Origin of the sequence: Aminobacter sp. BA135, assembly GCF_050859125.1 — a bacterium.
GTDB lineage: Bacteria > Pseudomonadota > Alphaproteobacteria > Rhizobiales > Rhizobiaceae > Aminobacter > Aminobacter ciceronei.
Genome location: NZ_CP139572.1, coordinates 483,791 through 501,907 on the forward strand (window position 1 = coordinate 483,791; position 18,117 = coordinate 501,907).

General features: G+C 64.6%; 17 protein-coding genes. 10 read left to right on the plus strand and 7 right to left on the minus strand.

The window, feature by feature from the left end; all coding sequences use genetic code 11:
• The first annotated feature begins 24 nt into the window (after positions 1–24).
• The 6 genes from SLT36_RS02370 (at position 25) to SLT36_RS02395 (ending at position 4,957) form a co-directional block, all read left to right on the plus strand.
• Entirely contained in the window at positions 25–609 is a 585-nt protein-coding gene (locus tag SLT36_RS02370) for a dTDP-4-dehydrorhamnose 3,5-epimerase family protein (protein WP_432285652.1), read from the plus strand.
• On the plus strand, positions 602–1,525 hold the full coding sequence (locus tag SLT36_RS02375) for a Gfo/Idh/MocA family protein (RefSeq protein ID WP_432285653.1): 924 nt from the start codon (positions 602–604) through the stop codon (positions 1,523–1,525). Before SLT36_RS02370 ends, SLT36_RS02375 begins: the two co-directional genes overlap by 8 nt.
• Positions 1,522–2,382: a glycosyltransferase family 2 protein gene (locus SLT36_RS02380; protein ID WP_432285654.1), complete on the plus strand. Its 861-nt coding sequence runs from the start codon at positions 1,522–1,524 to the stop codon at positions 2,380–2,382. Before SLT36_RS02375 ends, SLT36_RS02380 begins: the two co-directional genes overlap by 4 nt.
• A 98-nt stretch (positions 2,383–2,480) precedes the next feature.
• Entirely contained in the window at positions 2,481–3,548 is a 1,068-nt protein-coding gene (trpS, locus tag SLT36_RS02385) for a tryptophan--tRNA ligase (protein ID WP_432285655.1), read from the plus strand.
• Positions 3,549–3,722: 174 nt separating this feature from the next.
• Complete coding sequence (locus SLT36_RS02390) at positions 3,723–4,214, plus strand: universal stress protein (RefSeq protein ID WP_192319442.1); 492 nt, start codon at positions 3,723–3,725, stop codon at positions 4,212–4,214.
• 167 nt (positions 4,215–4,381) lie between these two features.
• On the plus strand, positions 4,382–4,957 hold the full coding sequence (locus SLT36_RS02395; protein WP_432285656.1) for a NifU family protein: 576 nt from the start codon (positions 4,382–4,384) through the stop codon (positions 4,955–4,957).
• Positions 4,958–5,072: 115 nt separating this feature from the next.
• Here the strand turns inward: SLT36_RS02395 and SLT36_RS02400 are convergent, their stop codons facing one another.
• Entirely contained in the window at positions 5,073–5,693 is a 621-nt protein-coding gene (locus tag SLT36_RS02400; protein ID WP_184770190.1) for a L,D-transpeptidase, read from the minus strand.
• Positions 5,694–5,989: 296 nt separating this feature from the next.
• Between SLT36_RS02400 and SLT36_RS02405 the strand changes: the two genes are divergently transcribed.
• On the plus strand, positions 5,990–6,490 hold the full coding sequence (locus tag SLT36_RS02405) for an MmcB family DNA repair protein (protein WP_432285657.1): 501 nt from the start codon (positions 5,990–5,992) through the stop codon (positions 6,488–6,490).
• A 60-nt stretch (positions 6,491–6,550) separates the two neighbouring features.
• On the opposite strand, the gene SLT36_RS02410 is transcribed toward SLT36_RS02405, so the two are convergent.
• From SLT36_RS02410 to hrpB, 3 genes are all read right to left on the minus strand, one after another.
• On the minus strand, positions 6,551–7,111 hold the full coding sequence (locus SLT36_RS02410) for an ActR/PrrA/RegA family redox response regulator transcription factor (protein ID WP_067955409.1): 561 nt from the start codon (positions 7,109–7,111) through the stop codon (positions 6,551–6,553).
• A 163-nt stretch (positions 7,112–7,274) separates the two neighbouring features.
• Positions 7,275–8,600, minus strand: a complete 1,326-nt coding sequence (locus SLT36_RS02415) for an ActS/PrrB/RegB family redox-sensitive histidine kinase (protein WP_432285658.1) — start codon at positions 8,598–8,600, stop codon at positions 7,275–7,277.
• A gap of 179 nt (positions 8,601–8,779) precedes the next feature.
• The gene (hrpB, locus tag SLT36_RS02420; RefSeq protein ID WP_432285659.1) at positions 8,780–11,242 is read right to left on the minus strand and encodes an ATP-dependent helicase HrpB; all 2,463 of its coding nucleotides are present in this window, start codon (positions 11,240–11,242) and stop codon (positions 8,780–8,782) included.
• Positions 11,243–11,480: 238 nt separating this feature from the next.
• Between hrpB and SLT36_RS02425 the strand changes: the two genes are divergently transcribed.
• Entirely contained in the window at positions 11,481–12,203 is a 723-nt protein-coding gene (locus tag SLT36_RS02425) for a hypothetical protein (protein WP_432285660.1), read from the plus strand.
• 74 nt (positions 12,204–12,277) lie between these two features.
• Here the strand turns inward: SLT36_RS02425 and SLT36_RS02430 are convergent, their stop codons facing one another.
• A complete protein-coding gene (locus SLT36_RS02430) occupies positions 12,278–13,354 on the minus strand; it encodes a Gfo/Idh/MocA family protein (RefSeq protein ID WP_432288221.1) in 1,077 nt (358 codons plus the stop codon).
• 232 nt (positions 13,355–13,586) lie between these two features.
• Between SLT36_RS02430 and SLT36_RS02435 the strand changes: the two genes are divergently transcribed.
• On the plus strand, positions 13,587–14,465 hold the full coding sequence (locus SLT36_RS02435; RefSeq protein ID WP_432285661.1) for a MurR/RpiR family transcriptional regulator: 879 nt from the start codon (positions 13,587–13,589) through the stop codon (positions 14,463–14,465).
• Positions 14,466–14,606: 141 nt separating this feature from the next.
• A complete protein-coding gene (gene ilvD / locus SLT36_RS02440) occupies positions 14,607–16,448 on the plus strand; it encodes a dihydroxy-acid dehydratase (RefSeq protein ID WP_432285662.1) in 1,842 nt (613 codons plus the stop codon).
• Between the two features lie 81 nt (positions 16,449–16,529).
• Here the strand turns inward: ilvD and SLT36_RS02445 are convergent, their stop codons facing one another.
• Together SLT36_RS02445 and SLT36_RS02450 are read right to left on the minus strand one after the other, a co-directional pair.
• A complete protein-coding gene (locus tag SLT36_RS02445) occupies positions 16,530–16,679 on the minus strand; it encodes a hypothetical protein (RefSeq protein WP_432285663.1) in 150 nt (49 codons plus the stop codon).
• A gap of 488 nt (positions 16,680–17,167) precedes the next feature.
• Positions 17,168–18,091 (minus strand): MerR family transcriptional regulator, encoded by a 924-nt coding sequence (locus tag SLT36_RS02450; protein ID WP_432285664.1) that lies wholly within the window; start codon positions 18,089–18,091, stop codon positions 17,168–17,170.
• Positions 18,092–18,117: the final 26 nt, after the last annotated feature.

An 18,117-nucleotide genomic window follows, 5' to 3' on the forward strand; every position in this document is an offset into this window, starting at 1 on the left:
CGCTGGGAGTCGCGACGCGCGGCATTGCAATGGCTGCGCCAGGCGCAGTGGGGAAGCAAAGCGATGATGAAACTACCGCTGGGATGCGTTGTTCGCGACCTGAAGACCCATGATGACGACCGCGGGAACCTGACGGAAATCTTCCGCCAGGAATGGGATGCCGGCATCGAGCCCGTGCAATGGAATTTCGTACGCAGCCAGGCCAACGTTCTGCGCGGCGTGCATGTGCACGTGATCCACTCCGACTATCTCGTCTGCCTCGAAGGCACTCTGGTGCTCGCGCTTTCGGACATTCGTCCGGAATCGCCGACCCATGGCATGGCGACGACGGTGACGCTCAAGGGCTCGAAGATGCAGGCAGCACTGATCCCTCCCGGCGTCGCCCATGGCTTCCATTTTCCTGAAGTTTCCAGCCTTTGCTATTCGGTGTCGCACTACTGGAACACGGTGGACGAAATCGGCTGCCGCTGGGACGATCCGGCGCTCGGCCTCGACTGGGACATCCACGATCCAGCCTTATCGCCGCGTGATACGACCGCGGGGTCCGCCGCCGCGATGACGCAACAGTACCTCGCTGTGCGCGCGCAAATGAGCGCCGGCCGTGAATGAGGCCCTGCATGTCGGTCTGATCGGCTGTGGCGGTTGGGGCAAGCTGATCCTGCGCGACCTGAAAGCGTTGGGTGCCAAGGTCACATGCGTGGCACCAGGCGAAAGATCGCATGCCAACGCCGTAGCCAACGGTGCAGACCGCATTGTCTCGACGCTGGATGAACTGCCCGCGGTCGATGGTGCCGTTGTTGCCACGCCGAGTGACAGCCATGGCTCGGTGCTGCTCAGCCTCCTGCCGCGCAACATCCCGTTGTTCGTCGAAAAGCCACTGACCTCGGACCAGGCGACAGCCCGATTGCTGGCCGACAAGGCTCCCGATCGACTCTTCGTCATGGACAAATGGCGCTATCACGCCGGTATCGAACGCATCGCCCGATTTGCGAAAAGCGGCGAGATCGGCGAGGTCCTGGGACTCCGGCTATACCGGCTCGGCTGGTCAATGACCCACAACGAGGTCGACCCGATCTGGAACTTGCTGCCGCATGACCTGTCGATATGCCTGCATGTCCTCGGCGAGGTGCCACCTGTAGCAACGGCGTTCGCGGACGGGCTCGGACCGGCGTCCGGCGGTCTCGTCGCCCTGCTCGAGCGAGACGGCGGGCCACGCGTGGTGATCGAGACCTCGGCGCATCACCCGGTCAACCGGCGGTCGGTGATCCTGTCCTGTGCCAAAGGCACGGTGACGCTGAACGGCAGCCTCGACGACCATCTGATCCTGCGCCAAGGAAGCCCCGACAATCTGAATGCGCCGGAGATCAAGGTTGCGATCCAGAACAATATGCCGCTCGAGGCGGAACTCGCCGCCTTCCTCCGCCACCTCAACGGCGGATCGGCGCCGATGAGTTCGGCCGCTGAAGGCGCCGTGATCGTCGAGCGCGTCTGCGACATCAGGCGCATGGCTGGGTTGCCCGAGTGAGCCGCAAGCCCGTTGCCACCGTGCTGATGCCGACGCACGACCATGCGCATCTGATCGGCTACGCAATCCGCAGCATCCAAGACCAGAGCTTTTCCGATTTCGAGCTCTTTGTGGTCGGCGACGGCGCATCCAAAGAGACACGCGACGTCGTCAGCGACCTTGCCCGAAGCGACCCGCGCATCCGCTACTTCGACTTTCCCAAGGGCCAGCGCCACGGGGAGGCACACCGGCACGTGGCTCTTCAGGAGGCGCGTGGCGAGATCGTCGCCTATTGTGGCGACGACGACCTCTGGCTGCGCGGCCATCTCGCCAGCCTGGCCAAGCTGCTGAAGCGCCACGATTTCGGCCACATGGTGCAGATCAACGTGCATGGCCGAAACGAGTTTGTGGTCTATGGCGGCAGTTTCGCCGAGCCCGGCTGCTGGCAAAAAGTGCGCGACGGCGAGAAAGCCTTTTTCGGCCTGACCGTCGGCGGCCACCGCATGAGCGCCTATCGTGCCCTGCCCGTCGGCTGGAGCCCGGCGCCCGCGGGGACCTACACGGACCAGTTCATGTGGCGGAAGTTTCTGCGCCAGCCGGGCCTGCGCTTTGCATCGGGACTGGAAGCGACCTCGATCCATATCGCCTCGCCGGCACGCACAGACTGGACAGCACAGGAGCGCGTTGCCGAGCTCAAGGATCTGTTCGAGCGTCGCGACAGCGCCGAATTGCGGGTTGCGCTGGAACTGGCTATCCGCACTGCGCACCACGGATGGACACCGCCCGACGATCCGCTGCTTGTGCGCCTCGTCGGCAAGGCGAAGCTCCTCGGCGTGCATGTTGAGAACCTCGTTCGCAGGTGGCGCCGCCCCTCTTGATAGCCCCGCCCTCTTGATAGCAAGAGCGCCATCGTTCATAAGCGCCACTCGAATTTCGCCGCGCGCGAAACGGCCCTCCACAAGCCACGGGATCCATCATGACCGCCTTCAAACCGCTCATCTTCTCCGGCGTCCAGCCGACCGGCAATCTGCACCTCGGCAACTATCTCGGCGCCATCCGAAAATTCGTCGCCCTGCAGGACACCAACGAGTGCATCTATTGCGTCGTCGACCTGCACTCGCTGACCGCCCAGCTCGTCCATGACGACCTGCAGAGCCAGACGCGTTCGATCACCGCAGCGTTCCTGGCCTCAGGCATCGATCCCAAGAAGCACATCGTCTTCAACCAGGCGCGCGTGCTGCAGCATGCCGAGCTGGCATGGATCTTCAATTGCGTGGCGCGCATCGGCTGGATGAACCGGATGACGCAGTTCAAGGATAAAGCCGGCAAGGACCGCGAGAACGCCTCGCTGGGCCTGCTCGCCTATCCGAGCCTGATGGCTGCCGACATCCTGCTCTACCGCGCCACCCACGTGCCCGTCGGCGAGGACCAGAAACAGCATCTGGAGCTGACCCGCGACATCGCCCAGAAGTTCAACAACGACTTCTCGGCCCGCATCGCCGATCTCGGCATCGGCGTCGAGATGCAGGTGGGCGAAGAGACGGTCAATGGCTACTTCCCGATCACCGAGCCGATCATCGGCGGGCCTGCTGCGCGTATCATGTCGCTGCGCGACGGTTCGAAGAAGATGTCGAAGTCGGACCCGTCGGATCTTTCGCGCATCAACCTGACCGACGATGCCGACACCATCTCGAAGAAGATCCGCAAGGCCAAGACCGACCCGGCGCCGCTGCCGAGCCAGCTCGACGAATTGAAGGAACGCCCCGAGGCGGAAAACCTGGTCGGCATCTATGCCGGCCTGGCCGACATGACCAAGGAAGAGGTGCTCAGCCGGTTTGCCGGCCAGCAGTTCTCGGTGTTCAAGCCTGCCCTTGCCGACCTCGCTGTCGAGAAGCTGTCGCCGATCGCCAGCGAGATGCGCCGCCTGATGGCCGACCCCGGCCATATCGACGCCGTGCTGCGTGACGGCGGCGAGCGCGCCCGCGCCATCGCCGAAACGACGATGAAGGACGTGCGCAACATCATCGGCCTGCTCGGCGACTGACAGCATCATCGGCGCTGGCTGCTTGCGGGCAGCCGGCGCCGGTGGCAGATTGGAGCCGGTTCCATTCCGAAAAGTTCGAAATGGGGCTCATTTGTCTGAGCATGATCTTGTCCGAAAATGGGCTTCCACTTTTCGGGGGTCATGCTCTGGGACGCGGCGCAACACGGGTAGCACATGGTCTCCAAACGCCTCAGCAAGGAAGCCGGCCACCGGCGCAAATTCCTGGCGATCATCGACGACACGCCGGAATGCGAGCGCGCCGTGGCCTACGCCTCCAAGCGCGCCAGAAGCACCAGCGGCGTGCTGGTCTTGCTCTACGTCATTGAGCCCGATGACTTCCAGCACTGGCTGGGCGTCGAGAAGATCATGCGCGAGGAGGCAACCGCTGCCGCCAACGCGGCCCTCGACAGCCACGCTGCGAAGGTGCGCGAGACACTCGGCATCGAGCCGGAGCTCGTCGTGCGTGAAGGCCGGCCGGCGGAAGAGATCCACAAGCTGATTGAAGACGACCAGGATATCGCTATCCTGGTGCTCGCGGCAGGTGCCGGCAAGGAAGGCCCCGGCCCCCTTGTCGCCTCGATCGCCGGCAAGGGTGCTGCCTTCCCCATCCCGGTGACGGTGGTGCCGCAGAACCTGTCGGACGAGGATATCGACAGCCTGGCCTAGGCGTCCGGCCCGATAGCTGCCTGGCCTCATGGACTTGTGGCCCAATAGTCTGGGCGCAACATATTGGCGCGGAGGCGCGCCAGCGGCTTGAATGTCGGCCGTGCAAAGCCTAATTAGAACTATTCCAAACTGAGACATCCCGCGCGCGCGGGCACGGAGACACGTCCATGTTCATCCAGACCGAAGCGACCCCCAATCCGGCGACGCTGAAGTTCCTGCCGGGCAAGGAAGTCTTGCTCGAAGGCACGGCCGATTTCCGCGACGCCGACAGCGCGCGTGCGGCGTCGCCGCTGGCCGGCCGGCTGTTCGAAATCCCCGGCGTCACCGGCGTGTTCTTCGGCTACGACTTCATTACCGTTACCAAGAACGGCCCCGACTGGCAGCACCTCAAGCCGGCGATCCTCGGCTCGATCATGGAACATTTCATGTCGGGCGTGCCTGTCATGGCCGGTCAGGCAGCCGGCGGCGGCGGCCATCATGACGACGAGAACGAGTTCTTCGACCAGGCCGACGCCGAGATCGTTGTGACGATCAAGGAACTGCTCGATACGCGCGTGCGCCCGGCTGTTGCCCAGGACGGCGGCGACATCACCTTCCGCGGCTACGAGAACGGCACCGTGTTCCTGCACATGAAGGGCGCCTGCGCTGGCTGCCCGTCGTCGACGGCGACGCTGAAGCACGGCATCCAGAACCTGCTTCGCCATTTCGTACCCGAAGTGCAGCAGGTCGAGCAGGTTTCCTGACCGAGGCCAACAAGCCCGGCCAGTTGACGCAATCGGTACTCAAGACAACAAAAAAACCGGGCCAAAGTGCCCGGTTTTTCGTTTGCGTCGTCCGTGTTGCCTGGACGGCCCGCAGTTATTTCACGATGACCTTGGCGCCGACTTCGACGCGGTTGTAGAGGTCGATGATGTCCTGGTTCATCAGGCGGATGCAGCCCGACGACATGGCCTTGCCGATGGAGCTCCATTCCGGCGTGCCGTGCAGGCGGTAACCGGAGTCGCCCCCCTTGTTGAACAGGTAGAGGGCGCGGGCGCCGAGCGCGTTCTTGGGGCCGCCGGGCATGCCGCCCGACCACTTGGCGAGCTCGGGCTGGCGCTTGATCATCGCCGGCGGCGGGGTCCACACCGGCCATTCGCGTTTGACCGCAATGCGGGCCGTGCCCTGCCACTCGAAACCCTCGCGGCCGACGCCGATGCCATAACGCACCGCCTTGCCTTCGGGCTGAACGAGATAGAGGAACTTCTGCCCGGTATCGACGACAATGGTGCCCGGCTGCTCGTCGGTCTCGTAGCGCACGATCTGGCGATGGAACTGGCGCGGAACCTTGCTGATCGGGATCGTCGGCAGCTGGTAGCCGGCATCGACGCGGCCGCCATAGTCATTGGAGAACATGCGCGACACGCCGTCTGTCGAACAGCCGGCGAGTGCGGTGGTCAGCGCCAGGGCGGCGACAATGGCAAGAGACTTCAATCGCATCTAGGGGTTCCCAAGCAAGAGCGGATCCGGACCGATTCGGCCTCATTTTTGCCACCATTCTTAGCGGTCAGGCATTTTGGTTGCCAAGCCTTGCGTGCACCCAAAGCCCCGCGGGACCCAACGTAAGGCACGGGTTATGGCATTTCGGCAACACGCATCGCGGGAAAATCCAACAGATTCAACGACAGGCCGCAATGATGCAACCTGAAGCTACGTATGGCTGCGCGGCATCAGCCTGTCTGGAATAATCCAGCGAGCGGGTTCAAAACGTGAACAAATGATGCGATGATTGGTCCATGCCGATCATTTCGCCTCTTGCTTCCAACCCTCTCGTCGATGGTCGCCAGTCCGAGCGAGCCATGCTGGTGCGCCGTGGCGTGCAGCGTCTTCTGATGCAGATGGGTGCACATGTGCTGCCGGAACTGTCGCTGGCGACGGGCCGGCGCGCCGACCTCGTGGCGCTGACGCGCCAGGGCGACATCTGGATCATCGAGATCAAGTCGTCGATCGAGGATTTTCGCGTCGACCGCAAATGGCCCGACTACCGGTTGCATTCCGACCGATTCTTCTTCGCCACCCATCCCGAGGTACCGGCCGAGATCTTCCCCGAGGAGTGCGGCTTCATTCTCTCCGACGGTTATGGCGCCGAAATCATGCGCGACGCACCCGAGCACCGTATGGCGGCGGCGACACGCAAGGCGCTGATGCTACGCATCGCCCGTGCCGGTGCTGCGCGACTGCTGGCGGCGGAACTGGCAGGGGTGTCGGTATCGGCGTTGGAGGGGGAAAGTGAGTGAGAGGGGAATAGGGGAAGATCGGTTTCGGGTCTTACCATTCCCTTGCTCCCCCCTACCTCGTCATCTCGGCGCCCGCTTGGCGAGGATGCGCTGGAGCGTGCGACGGTGCATGTTGAGACGGCGCGCGGTTTCCGAGACGTTGCGCTCGCACATCTCGTAGACGCGCTGGATGTGTTCCCAGCGGACGCGATCCGCCGACATCGGATTTTCCGGCGGTGCTGCGCGCTCTCCCGACGAGTTGGTCAGCGCGGCATAGACGTCGTCGGCATCGGCCGGCTTGGAGAGATAGTCGATGGCACCGAGCTTCACGGCGGTGACGGCGGTGGCGATGTTGCCGTAGCCGGTGAGAATGACGGTGCGGGTGTCTTCACGGCGCTCCTGGATGGCCGAGACGACGTCGAGGCCGTTGCCATCACCCAGCCGCATGTCGACCACCGCATAGGCCGGCGGGTTGCTGCGCACCTTGGCGACGGCTTCCTCTACGCTTTCGGCGGTGTCGACGGCAAAGCCGCGGCTTTCCATGGCGCGGGCCAGGCGGGTCAGGAATGGCTTGTCGTCATCGACGAGCAGCAGTGAATGGTCTTCGCCCGGCAACCCGGATGCAATGTCCTGGGTAGTCATCGCCTTTGATCCTTTTTGTCGTTGATCCCAGTCGTTCTTATGGTTTTTCCATGCAGATATAGGTGCAAAGAGCCGATGTCCAATGCCGGCGCCATTCCCGTGACGATCAAAACCAGCTGCCGCAAGGTTTCCAGCTGTCCGGAGCACCCTTGGCAGTCCCCGTTCAGGCAGTGTCGAACATCGTCGTGCCGACCGGCAGCCGGCTCAGGAAAGCGGCGCGCGGCCAGGAGATCTCGACAACAGCGCCCTCGCCCGGGCCGCTCGAATTGGTGAAGCTGATCTCGGCGCCGGAGCGCTCAAGCAGCGTCTTGGCGATGAACAGCCCGAGCCCCAGGCCGCCGCCCGGCTCGGCGCCCTGGCGGGTCGACATGTAGGGTTCGCCGATGCGGTCGATGATCTCCGGCGGGAAGCCGGGACCGTCATCCATGATAACGAAGCTGACGTCCTCGTCGTCCCAGCTCCAGCGGATGGTGACGCGGCTGCGGGCGAAATCGACGGCGTTCTCGACCAGATTTCCGAGGCCGTAGATGACGCCCGGATTGCGGTGGCCGACCGGCTCGGGACCGATGCGATCACCGGGGTCGAGCTTGATCGAAATGCCGAAATCGCGATGCGGGGCAATGACCTCTTCGACCAGCGAGGTCAAAGGCAGCCGGGCAAGATGCTCCTCGCCCTCCGACGACAGGCTGGTGAGGCGTTTCAGGATTTCGCGGCAGCGCTCGCTCTGGCTGCGCAGCAGCGTGACGTCCTCGCCGAATTTCGGATCGTTGCCGAGGGCACGCTCCATCTCCTTGGCGACCAGCGTGATCGTGGCAAGCGGCGTGCCGAGCTCATGGGCGGCGGCGGCGGCGAGGCCGTCGAGCGCCGACAGATGCTGCTCGCGCTGCAGCACCAGCTCGGTGGCGGCAAGGGCATTGGCGAGCAGTCGCGCCTCGTCGGCGACGCGGAAGGCATACATGGCGGTGAAGGCGATCGAGCAGACGACGGCGATCCAGATGCCGGCTGTGTAGATGAAGGGCATGGCCAGCACGATGCCGTCATACCAGGGCAGCGGCAGGTGGAAGAAGGCGAGCAGGCTGACCATGACGATGACCACGACCGCCAGCATGGCGGTCAGCCGCAACGGCAGCGACGTCGCCGAAATGACGACCGGCACCGTCATCAGCAGCGAGAAGGGATTGGTCAGTCCGCCGGTCATGAACAGCAGCCCGGCCAGTTGCAGGCTGTCGAAGGTGAGGATGCCGAAAGCGGCGAAGGGGTTGAGGCGGTGCGTCGCCGGATAGCGGAAGGCGAGGAACAGGTTGAGCCAGGCGGAGCTGGCGATGAGCGCGAAACACAGGCTGACCGGCAGCGGAAATTCGAGCCAGTAGGCGACGACGACGACGGTAAAGCTCTGGCCGACGATGGCGAGCCAACGCAGTCGGATCAGCGTGTTGAGCCGGAGCCGGTGGCTCTGCTGGAGGTCGGGGGCGCGCATCAGTGAGTTCATGCCAGCTATATGCGCTGCAAGGCGCGCCCGCGCCAAGCCCTGGCTTGTCGTTTGAGCATGATCCTGTCCGAAAACCGGTATCCACTTTTCGGGATCATGCTTCAGTTGTTTGAGCCTGATTCTATCCGAAAATCGGCATCCGCTTTTCGCTACGCCGACCTACGGTTCGGGATCATGTTTCAGGTACCGCGCGGCTTGGCGCGGGCGGTCGCCTGCGCCTCCAGCGGGTTGTCGGGCCAGACATGCCGGGGGTAGCGGCCGCGCATGTCGGAGCGCACATCGGCCCAGGAGCCGCGCCAGAACCCGGGCAGGTCGCGCGTGGTCTGGATCGGCCGGTGCGCCGGCGACAGCAGTTCGAGCGTCAGCGGCACCGTGCCACCGGCAATGGAGGGGTGCTTGTCCATGCCGAACAGCTCCTGCACGCGCACCGCAAGCACCGGCCATTCGCCATCGTAACGGATCGGCACATGGCTGCCCGACGGAGCGCTGAAATGCGTCGGCGCGAGCGTTCCGATCTTGCGCTGGAGGTCATGCGGGACGAACGACAACAGGGCATCATGGAGCACGCCGGCGCCGATGCGGGCAAAGGACGCCTCGCCGCGCAGGAAAGGCAGCAACCAATCCTCGAGGCGATCGAGCAGCGCCTCATCGGACATGTCGGGCCAGGGCTCGCCGAGACCGCGATGCAGCCAGGTCAGGCGCTGGCGCAGCGTCTCCGCCTCCTTGCCCCAGTCGAGCAAGCCGAGCCCATGGGCGCGCAAGGCCTGCAGAATGGCGCCGTCGGCTTCCTCGCCCTTGGGCGCCGGCAGCATGCGTTCGGACAAGATGACTGCGCCGATGCGGACGGTTTCGCGGGCACGGACGGAACGCTTTTCCCTATCGAAACTGGCCTCTGTCTTCCGCTCCAGATGCGCAGCAAGGACCGTGCGGATGTCGACCTCGGAGACGGCAGCGGCGGACGAGATGCGGGCGTTCTGGGCCTTGCCCTGCAGGTCGGCGACGACGAGATATTGCTCGGCGGCGAGCGGATCGGCGGCATCGACGGCTGCACCGCTGCCATTGGCCAGCACGAAGCGCCCACGCTCGCCGCGCGCTTTGGCGACACGGTCGGGCCAGGCAAGCAGCAGGAGAGCGCCGGGGGTGGGCGCATCACCTGACGGCTGCCCGGCAGCGCCTGCCTGCCGCGCCAGCCGCTCGGCCAGTTGCCGCGCCGCATTGGCGCGGGGCGAGCGCTCGTTGCGGAAGCGCTGCAGGCGGCGTTCGAGGTCGGCGCTATCGCCGCCGAGACCGCGCTCGGTCATCAGCACGGCAAGCTGCGCCGCCTCAAGCGCCGCCCCTTGACGCGCCGCTTCGGCGACCATGTGGGCGAGACGGACCGGCAGCGCCAGCTTGCGCATCGCCTGGCCGGACGCCGTCAGCCGGCCGTCGGCGTCGATGGCGTCGAGCTCGACGAGAAGCGCCTTCGCCTCGGCCAAAGCAGGCGCCGGCGGCGGGTCGAGAAAGGCGAGCGTCGTCGGGTCGGCAACGCCGAAGGCGGCGCAATCGAGCAGGAAGCCGGAGAGGTCGGCCTCGAGAATCTCGGGCGGCGAGAAGGCAGGCAATGCTGCGGTCTGCTCGGCGCGCCACAGGCGCATGGCGACACCCGGGCTGGTGCGGCCGGCACGGCCGGCGCGCTGGTCAGCGGCGGCGCGCGAGGCGCGCACCGTCTCAAGCCGGGTCAGGCCGCTCGCCGGCTCGTATTTCGGCAGCCGCGACAGGCCGGAATCGATGACGACACGGACGCCGTCGATGGTGATCGAGGTCTCGGCAATGGCGGTCGCCAGCACCACCTTGCGGCGGCCTGCCGGCGCGGGCTTGATAGCCGCATCCTGGGCCTTGCCGTCGAGCATGCCATAGAGCGGCACGATGTCGACATCCGCGCCGACACGGCCATCGAGGCGCTCGGCGGTGCGCTCGATCTCGCGCTGGCCAGGCAGGAAGGCAAGCACGCTGCCCGGTTCGTCGGCGAGCGCGTCACGGATCGCCTTGGCCATGGCGTCCTCGATGGCAACGCCCGCCGGGCGCTCATCATAGCGGATGTCGACCGGGAAACTGCGGCCCTGGCTTTCGATCACCTCGGCGCCGTCGAGCAGCTTCGAGACGCGGGCGCCGTCGAGCGTCGCCGACATAACGATCAGCCGGAGATCGGGGCGCAGCGCGCCCTGCACGTCGAGCGCCAGCGCGAGGCCGAAATCGCCGTCGAGCGAACGCTCGTGGAACTCGTCGAACAAGACGGCGGCGACACCCGGCAGCTCGGGATCGTCGAGGATCATGCGGGCGAGCACCCCCTCGGTGACGACGAGGATTCTCGTCTTCGCGCTGACCTTGTTTTCCATGCGCATGGCGTAGCCGACTGTGCCACCCGGCTCCTCACCGAGCAGCGAAGCCATGCGGCGGGCGGCGGCGCGGGCAGCGAGCCGCCGCGGCTCGAGCAGCACGACCTTGCCATCACCACGCCAGGGCGCAGCGAGCAGCGCCAGCGGCACCAGCGTGGTCTTGCCGGCGCCGGGAGGTGCTACCAGCACGGCGCTATTGCCGGCCGCAAGTGCCTCGGCAAGTTGCGGCAGGACCTCCGTCACCGGCAGGTCGGGGAGCTTGATCATCGGTTACGTTCCGGCCTTTAGCGCCGCATGCGCGGCAGGCCGGGCAATATCAGGCACGAGCGGGGCGAGGCAACATCACAACACCCCGACAAGGTGGCGCAAGGACCTGGCCGACACTTGCGCGAAATGAAGCCGGCTCGTCACAGACGGTCGCCAAGAGTGATCGGCCCCGCCCTTGCTTCGCCGGAATGAAGCGTAGCGTGACGCTTTGGTGACGGTCTTACGACAGGAGGGGCCCGTGGCAGAATTTGCGCATCCGATACTTGCCGGCGCAACGCCGGATCCGCGGCGGAGCGGCCAGATCCGGTTTCTCGTGGTGGCGCTGGCGCTCGTCGGCGCCGTCACCACCGCTGCGGCACTTGCGGTGATCGTTGCGCCCGGCATCCGTCACCTGTTGCTCAAGGAAGACGGTATCGTCGAGACGGGTACGGTGCTCTTCCTGGCTGCCGCCGTGTTTGGCGCCGCGGCTTCGACGCTGCGACGTGGTCCCAGGATTACGGTCGTGCTTGCCGGCCTGATCGGACTTGCCGAGCTGCTCGACGAGACCAGCTTCGGCGCCCGCCTGTTCGGCTTCCAGCCACTGGGGCTTTATGGCGGCGGACAACTCGACGGTTTCCACGACCTCCTGATCCTTGCTTACCGCATGTTGCGCGATGTCAGCCACGGCCTCGCCTGGCTTCTGGTCGCGCTGATGCTCGCGCTGTCAGCAGGGCTGGTGTTGCTCGCCTTGCGCCACATCAGGCAAGGCATGGCGGGGACAACGACATGGCTGTCGGGCCACGCGCTGCTCCTTCTGCATGTCGGCTTCATCGGGCTGGCGCAGGCGATCGACATCGCAGCCTCATCACGCGCGCTCGCCGCCGTCGAGGAAGTGCTGGAGATGAACGCCGCGATGTTGCTGGCGGCTTATGTCGTGCAGGTGGGATGGGCGGACGCCGCTCGGCGAAGTGGCGCGCGCTGAAAAAGCCGTCACGGCTTTGCCGTGACACCTCTCCCACGGTGTGGAGGCGAGGAACCCAGGCTGGAGAGCCTTGCCTACCTTACCTTCACCCACTTCTGCTCGGCAAAGGACTGCGCCATGGCGTGCACCGTGCGCTCGATCTCAAGGCCCTCGTCGAAGTCGATGACACGCGCCGGCTGACCGGCGATGCGGGCGAGCAGTTCGCGGCATTCGATGGTCTTGAGGTCGTTGAAACCGAGGCCATGGCCGGGGGCTGGGATGAACTTGCCGTAGGGCTCATGGACGGGGGCGGCGAGGATGGTGCGGTAACCTTGCTCGGTCGGGCGGTCCGAGGTGACATAAAGCTGGATTTCGTTGAAGCGCTCCTGATCGAAGACGATGGAGCCCTTGGAACCGAAGATCTGGACCTGAATGCGGCCCTTGCGCCCCCAGGCGCAACGGTTGACCAGCAGCGTGCCGGAGACGCCGTTTTCGAGATGGATCAGGCTGGAGGCGATGTCATAGGTCTCGACCGCTCGGCGGCCGCCGCTGGCGACCTGGCGATCTGCATAGGGCTTGGCCATGTCGCACATGACGCGGCCGACGCGGCCGAACAGGGCTGATATCAGCGACAGCGGGTGGACGGCGAAATCGTCGAGCGCGCCGTAGCCTGACTTGGCCTCGTGTTTCCAGAAGAACGGCGCTTCGGGATCGGCCATGAAGTCCTCGTCCATCTCGACGCGGAGATGGTTGACGTCACCGATGATCTTTTCGTCGAGCAGCTGCCTGATGTGGCGGATGGCCGGGCTCTGGACGTAGTTGTAGCCGAGCACGGCCACCTTGCCCGATTTGCGGGCAGCCGCGGCCATGGCTTCAGCCTCTGCCAATGTCGGCGCCATCGGCTTTTCGCACCACAGATGCTTGCCGGCTTCGAGGATGGCGATGGCCATCTCCGGATGGAACTGGTTGGGCGTGGTCAGCGAGACGATGTCGACCTCCGGATCGGCGACGACGGCGCGCCAGTCGCCCGACGACTTTTCGAAACCGAGTTCGGAAGCGCGCTGGGCGGCGAGGTCGGCATTGGCCTCGCCGAGATGGACGAGCCTGACCTTGTCGACGTTGCCGAACACCGTGCGCACCGAATTCCACGCCAGCGCATGGCACTTGCCCATGAAGCCGGTTCCGATAAGACCTACGCCTGTCACTTCACGCTCTCCCGGTTTATAGAGCTCGCATCCCGCCGGAATGGCGCTCAGCATCTTGACGGAGCATGATCCGCTCCCACTTTTGGGGTCATGCTCACAACGGACTGAATAGTCGAATTCTAGCGAGAATGGAACATACAGTTCATTTTGTTTGGACAGCCCGCGGCGGCAGCGTTATGGTGGAATAGGCGGAGGCGGAATGGACGACATGGCGGACACGATTTTGGAGGCACTGCCGCGCGATTTCGAGGCGCTGAGGGCATTGATCCTCGATCGCCGCGAGAGCCTGCCCAAGCGCATCGCCCAGGTGGCGGCCTATGCCCTCGACAATCCCGACGAGATCGCCTTCGGCACCGCCGCCAGCATCGCCAGTTCGGCCGGCGTGCAGCCCTCGACCTTGATCCGCTTTGCCCAGCATCTCGGCTATGACGGCTTCACCAGCCTGCAGCAGGTTTTTCGCGAGCGGCTGAGGGAGCGCACGACGTCCTATGAGGAGCGGCTGACCGTGGTGCGCGGCGATGCCGACGACGGCACCAGCAATCGTCGCATCGTCGACGGCTTCCTGGCGGCGGCCAGCAAGTCGATCGACGTGATGTCGCGCAACATCGACGACGAGACGTTGGACCGTGCCGTTGACCTGCTCAACGGCGCCGAGACGATCTACATCCTGGCCCGCCGCCGCTCCTATCCTGTCGCCAGCTACATCGCCTATGCGCTGGGCAAGCTCGGCGTGCGCAGCCAGTTGATCGAATCCGCCTCGGGGTTGAGCCCGGAGATCATTTCCTTCGCCACGCCAAGGGACGCCGTCATCGCCATCAGCTTCTCGCCCTATGCCTCGGCAACCGTCGAGGAGGCGCGGGTGCTGTCGGCCAACGGCGTGCCTGTCGTTGCCATCACCGACAGCGCGTTCTCGCCGCTGGCGCAGTTCGCCAGGGTGTGGTTCGAGGTGGCTGAGGCCGACTTCGGCGGCTTCCGCTCGCTGGCCGCCACCATGGCGCTGGCGATGGGCCTGACCGTCGGCGTGGCCGAGCTGCGACGCGGCCGCAAGGGCCGGAAATCGGCCAACTCCAAGGCTTGAAACCGCGCCTGCACTGCACGAAATGCATGGCAGCTGCTCGCTGTCGTCATGCCAGAGGCCTGCTCAGGCGAAAAATGGTTGACGCAAGGGCGATAGTGGCTCAATCCCACTGTTAGCCATCTATTGTATGAGAGAGCCCCCATGCCTGCTTATCGTTCGCGCACCACCACCCACGGCCGCAACATGGCGGGTGCCCGTGGCCTTTGGCGCGCCACCGGCATGAAAGACACCGATTTCGGCAAGCCGATCATTGCTGTCGTAAACTCCTTCACCCAGTTCGTGCCGGGTCACGTGCACCTGAAGGACCTCGGCCAGCTGGTCGCCCGCGAGATCGAGGCCGCCGGCGGCGTGGCCAAGGAGTTCAACACCATCGCCGTCGACGACGGCATCGCCATGGGCCACGACGGCATGCTCTATTCGCTGCCGAGCCGCGAGATCATCGCCGACAGCGTCGAATATATGGTCAACGCGCATTGTGCCGACGCCATGGTCTGCATCTCGAACTGCGACAAGATCACGCCCGGCATGCTGATGGCCGCGATGCGCCTCAACATCCCGGCGGTGTTCGTCTCGGGCGGCCCGATGGAAGCCGGCAAGGTGGTGCTCGGCGGCAAGAACGTCGCGCTCGACCTGGTCGACGCCATGGTCGCCGCCGCCGACGACAAGGTTTCGGACGAAGACGTCAAGATCATCGAACGTTCGGCCTGCCCGACCTGCGGCTCCTGCTCGGGCATGTTCACCGCCAATTCGATGAACTGCCTGACCGAAGCGCTTGGCCTGTCGCTGCCCGGCAACGGCTCGACGCTGGCAACGCATGCCGACCGCAAGCGGCTGTTCGTCGAGGCCGGTCACCTGATCGTCGACCTCGCCCAGCGTTATTACGAGCAGGACGACGAGAGCGTGCTGCCGCGCTCCATCGCCTCGAAGGGGGCATTCGAAAACGCCATGGCGCTCGACATCGCCATGGGCGGGTCGACCAACACAGTGCTGCATATCCTGGCCACGGCCCATGAAGGCGAGATCGACTTCGACCAGGACGACATCGACGCGCTGTCGCGCAAGGTTCCGGTGCTGTGCAAGGTGGCGCCCGCCAAGGCCGATGTGCACATGGAAGACGTGCATCGCGCCGGCGGCATTTTTGCCATCCTCGGCCAGCTCGACAAAGCCGGCCTGCTCAACCGCGACCTGCCGACCGTGCATACCGCGACGATCGGCGAAGCCATCGATCATTGGGACACCTCGCGGACTAAGAGCCAGGCGGTGCGCGACTTCTACCTCGCCGCCCCGGGCGGCGTACCGACGCAGACAGCCTTCAGCCAGGACCGGCGCTGGGACGATCTCGACCTCGACCGCGAAAAGGGCGTCATCCGCTCGGCCGAACATGCCTTCTCCAAGGACGGCGGCCTCGCCATACTCAAGGGCAACATCGCGCGCGACGGCTGCGTGGTGAAGACAGCCGGCGTCGACGAGTCGATCCTGAAATTCTCGGGACCCGCTCGCGTGTTCGAGAGCCAGGACGCCTCGGTCAAGGCGATCCTCGCCAATGAGGTTGTGGCCGGCGACGTGGTGGTGATCCGCTACGAGGGCCCGAAGGGCGGCCCCGGCATGCAGGAAATGCTCTACCCGACCAGCTACCTCAAGTCGAAGGGCCTGGGCAAAGCCTGCGCGCTTCTGACCGACGGTCGCTTCTCGGGCGGCACGTCAGGCCTGTCGATCGGCCACGTCTCGCCTGAAGCGGCAAATGGCGGCACGATCGGGCTGGTGCGCGAGGGCGACATGATCGACATCGACATCCCCAACCGCACGATCAGCCTGCGCGTCAACGAAGCGACGCTCGCCGCCCGCCGCGCCGAGCAGGACGCCAAGGGCTGGAAGCCCATGGAAGTGCGCAAGCGCAAGGTGACCAAGGCGCTGAAGGCCTATGCGGCGTTCGCCACCTCGGCCGACCGGGGTGCTGTGCGCGACCTCGGCGACTTCGAATAAGTCCTGAAAGGACGAGCAAAGCAAAGGGCCCGCATCGCGGGCCCTTTTCGTTTGGCAGGCGGCTACGCCGGCCGCCGCACTTCATAAAAATCCTTCTTCGGCATCGACCGGGAATGAAATCTCGCCTTCGTTCGCCTTGGCCCCTCGGACAATGCGACGCCCATACCGGCGGGTCATGTCGCCCGCTGCACCATCGAATCTGAGCTGCAGAAAGATGACGAATGTGGGCATCAAGAAACACCGCACGGATTAGTGGTGCAAGTTGCTGGGTGAGAATTTCCAACCGCTGACGAGGCGCGAGGCTCTGAAGCAGACTGCAATCTACCGTCAGATTTGCTATTGGGATTTACAGCGAATGGCGGGAGATACCTAGATGACCGATTGGGAAATGTTGCTCTTTCGCGTCGTGGTTTTATTGGCTCTAAATGTGATAGCGAGAATGATGGCACAAAAGCTCTATCCAACATTGCCCAGCGACAGCTTCGGGCGAAGATTTCGCTATCATGTAGTGTTCGTTTTCTCGATTTTAGTAATATTCGTGATTATAGTGTTGATCCTGATTGCCCTCGACTCCGCTGGGTATCGGCCGTAGTCATGCCGCACACTACGCATTTCAAGCTACTGCGGTATCGGCGACAGGTTGGTGATGACGCTCTCGGCACCGTCAATGACGAGCGTGATAACGATCGGACGATCAGTATGCCGTTCTTGATCGTTGGCTATAGCGCTCCAGCCATGGCGGCGTTGATCCAGCTCCATTCCTCGCTGATCGTGTCGGGCTGGCGGTCGCCCCTGAGGATGCGGAGCAGTTCGTAATAGCGCGCCGAACGCGCATGGTACTTGCGGTACTGGTTGTCGTGCCACTCCAGGAATGCCTTGTCGGGCGTCCTGTTCATCGCCTTGGCCGAGCTGGCCAGCCAGTCTCGGGCGATCGCCTTGCCGGTTTCGGACTGCGGCTCCTCGCCCTTGTCGATGGCTTGGCGGACGCGGGCGAAGATGGCATTGGAAGCCTCGGCATAGGCGGCGGGATCGAACGCGCCGTCCCACATCGACGACATGCTGTTGCGCAGCTCCATGGCGTATTCCTTGTCCGAGACGAAGGCCATGATCTCGGTCCAGGCATCGACCTGTTCGGGTGTCGGGTCGTCGGGTAGATCGGGTGTCGAAGCGTCGATCATCTGCTTCTTCCACTCCGGCGAGACATTGGCCTCCGAGGCCACGTCTTCGAAGAAGCGCTCGATGGCGGCGCGGAATTCAGTCTGGGAGAGCTTTGTCACGGTCCATATTCTCCTGAGGTCGTCTGTTGTCGGGTCGGGAACCCGGATGGCCGCCCTGAGGGCGGCGGCGACACGGCGCTTGGACTTGATTTCCGCCTCGAGCGCCTGGAGCCTGAGCTCCAGCACGGCCGAGATGGCGAGGCGGTTGGACAGGATCTTGCCGATGTCGGCGAGACTCACGCCGGCGTCGCGCAGGGCAAGGATGAGCCCGAGCCGTTCGAGATCGACGCTCGAATACATCCGGTACCCGCTCTCCGCCCTGACCGTCGGGGGCAAAAGCCCCCTGTCGGAGTAGAAACGGAGCTTGCGAACGGTGATGCCGCTCAGCCTGGAAAGCTCACCGATGGTGTAGATCCTGTCGTCCATGACAGCCCTTCTAGGTGCTCCACCAA

Excerpts from the sequence above, each read along its gene's own strand:
- trpS (WP_432285655.1), top strand. The coding sequence starts at position 2,481 with ATGACCGCCTTCAAACCGCTCATCTTCTCCGGCGTCCAGCCGACCGGC.
- SLT36_RS02390 (WP_192319442.1), top strand. The coding sequence starts at position 3,723 with ATGGTCTCCAAACGCCTCAGCAAGGAAGCCGGCCACCGGCGCAAATTC.
- SLT36_RS02395 (WP_432285656.1), top strand. The coding sequence starts at position 4,382 with ATGTTCATCCAGACCGAAGCGACCCCCAATCCGGCGACGCTGAAGTTC.
- SLT36_RS02400 (WP_184770190.1), bottom strand. The coding sequence starts at position 5,693 with ATGCGATTGAAGTCTCTTGCCATTGTCGCCGCCCTGGCGCTGACCACC.
- SLT36_RS02405 (WP_432285657.1), top strand. The coding sequence starts at position 5,990 with ATGCCGATCATTTCGCCTCTTGCTTCCAACCCTCTCGTCGATGGTCGC.
- SLT36_RS02410 (WP_067955409.1), bottom strand. The coding sequence starts at position 7,111 with ATGACTACCCAGGACATTGCATCCGGGTTGCCGGGCGAAGACCATTCA.
- SLT36_RS02415 (WP_432285658.1), bottom strand. The coding sequence starts at position 8,600 with ATGAACTCACTGATGCGCGCCCCCGACCTCCAGCAGAGCCACCGGCTC.
- hrpB (WP_432285659.1), bottom strand. The coding sequence starts at position 11,242 with ATGATCAAGCTCCCCGACCTGCCGGTGACGGAGGTCCTGCCGCAACTT.
- SLT36_RS02430 (WP_432288221.1), bottom strand. The coding sequence starts at position 13,354 with ATGGGCAAGTGCCATGCGCTGGCGTGGAATTCGGTGCGCACGGTGTTC.
- SLT36_RS02435 (WP_432285661.1), top strand. The coding sequence starts at position 13,587 with ATGGACGACATGGCGGACACGATTTTGGAGGCACTGCCGCGCGATTTC.
- ilvD (WP_432285662.1), top strand. The coding sequence starts at position 14,607 with ATGCCTGCTTATCGTTCGCGCACCACCACCCACGGCCGCAACATGGCG.
- SLT36_RS02445 (WP_432285663.1), bottom strand. The coding sequence starts at position 16,679 with ATGCCCACATTCGTCATCTTTCTGCAGCTCAGATTCGATGGTGCAGCG.
- SLT36_RS02450 (WP_432285664.1), bottom strand. The coding sequence starts at position 18,091 with ATGGACGACAGGATCTACACCATCGGTGAGCTTTCCAGGCTGAGCGGC.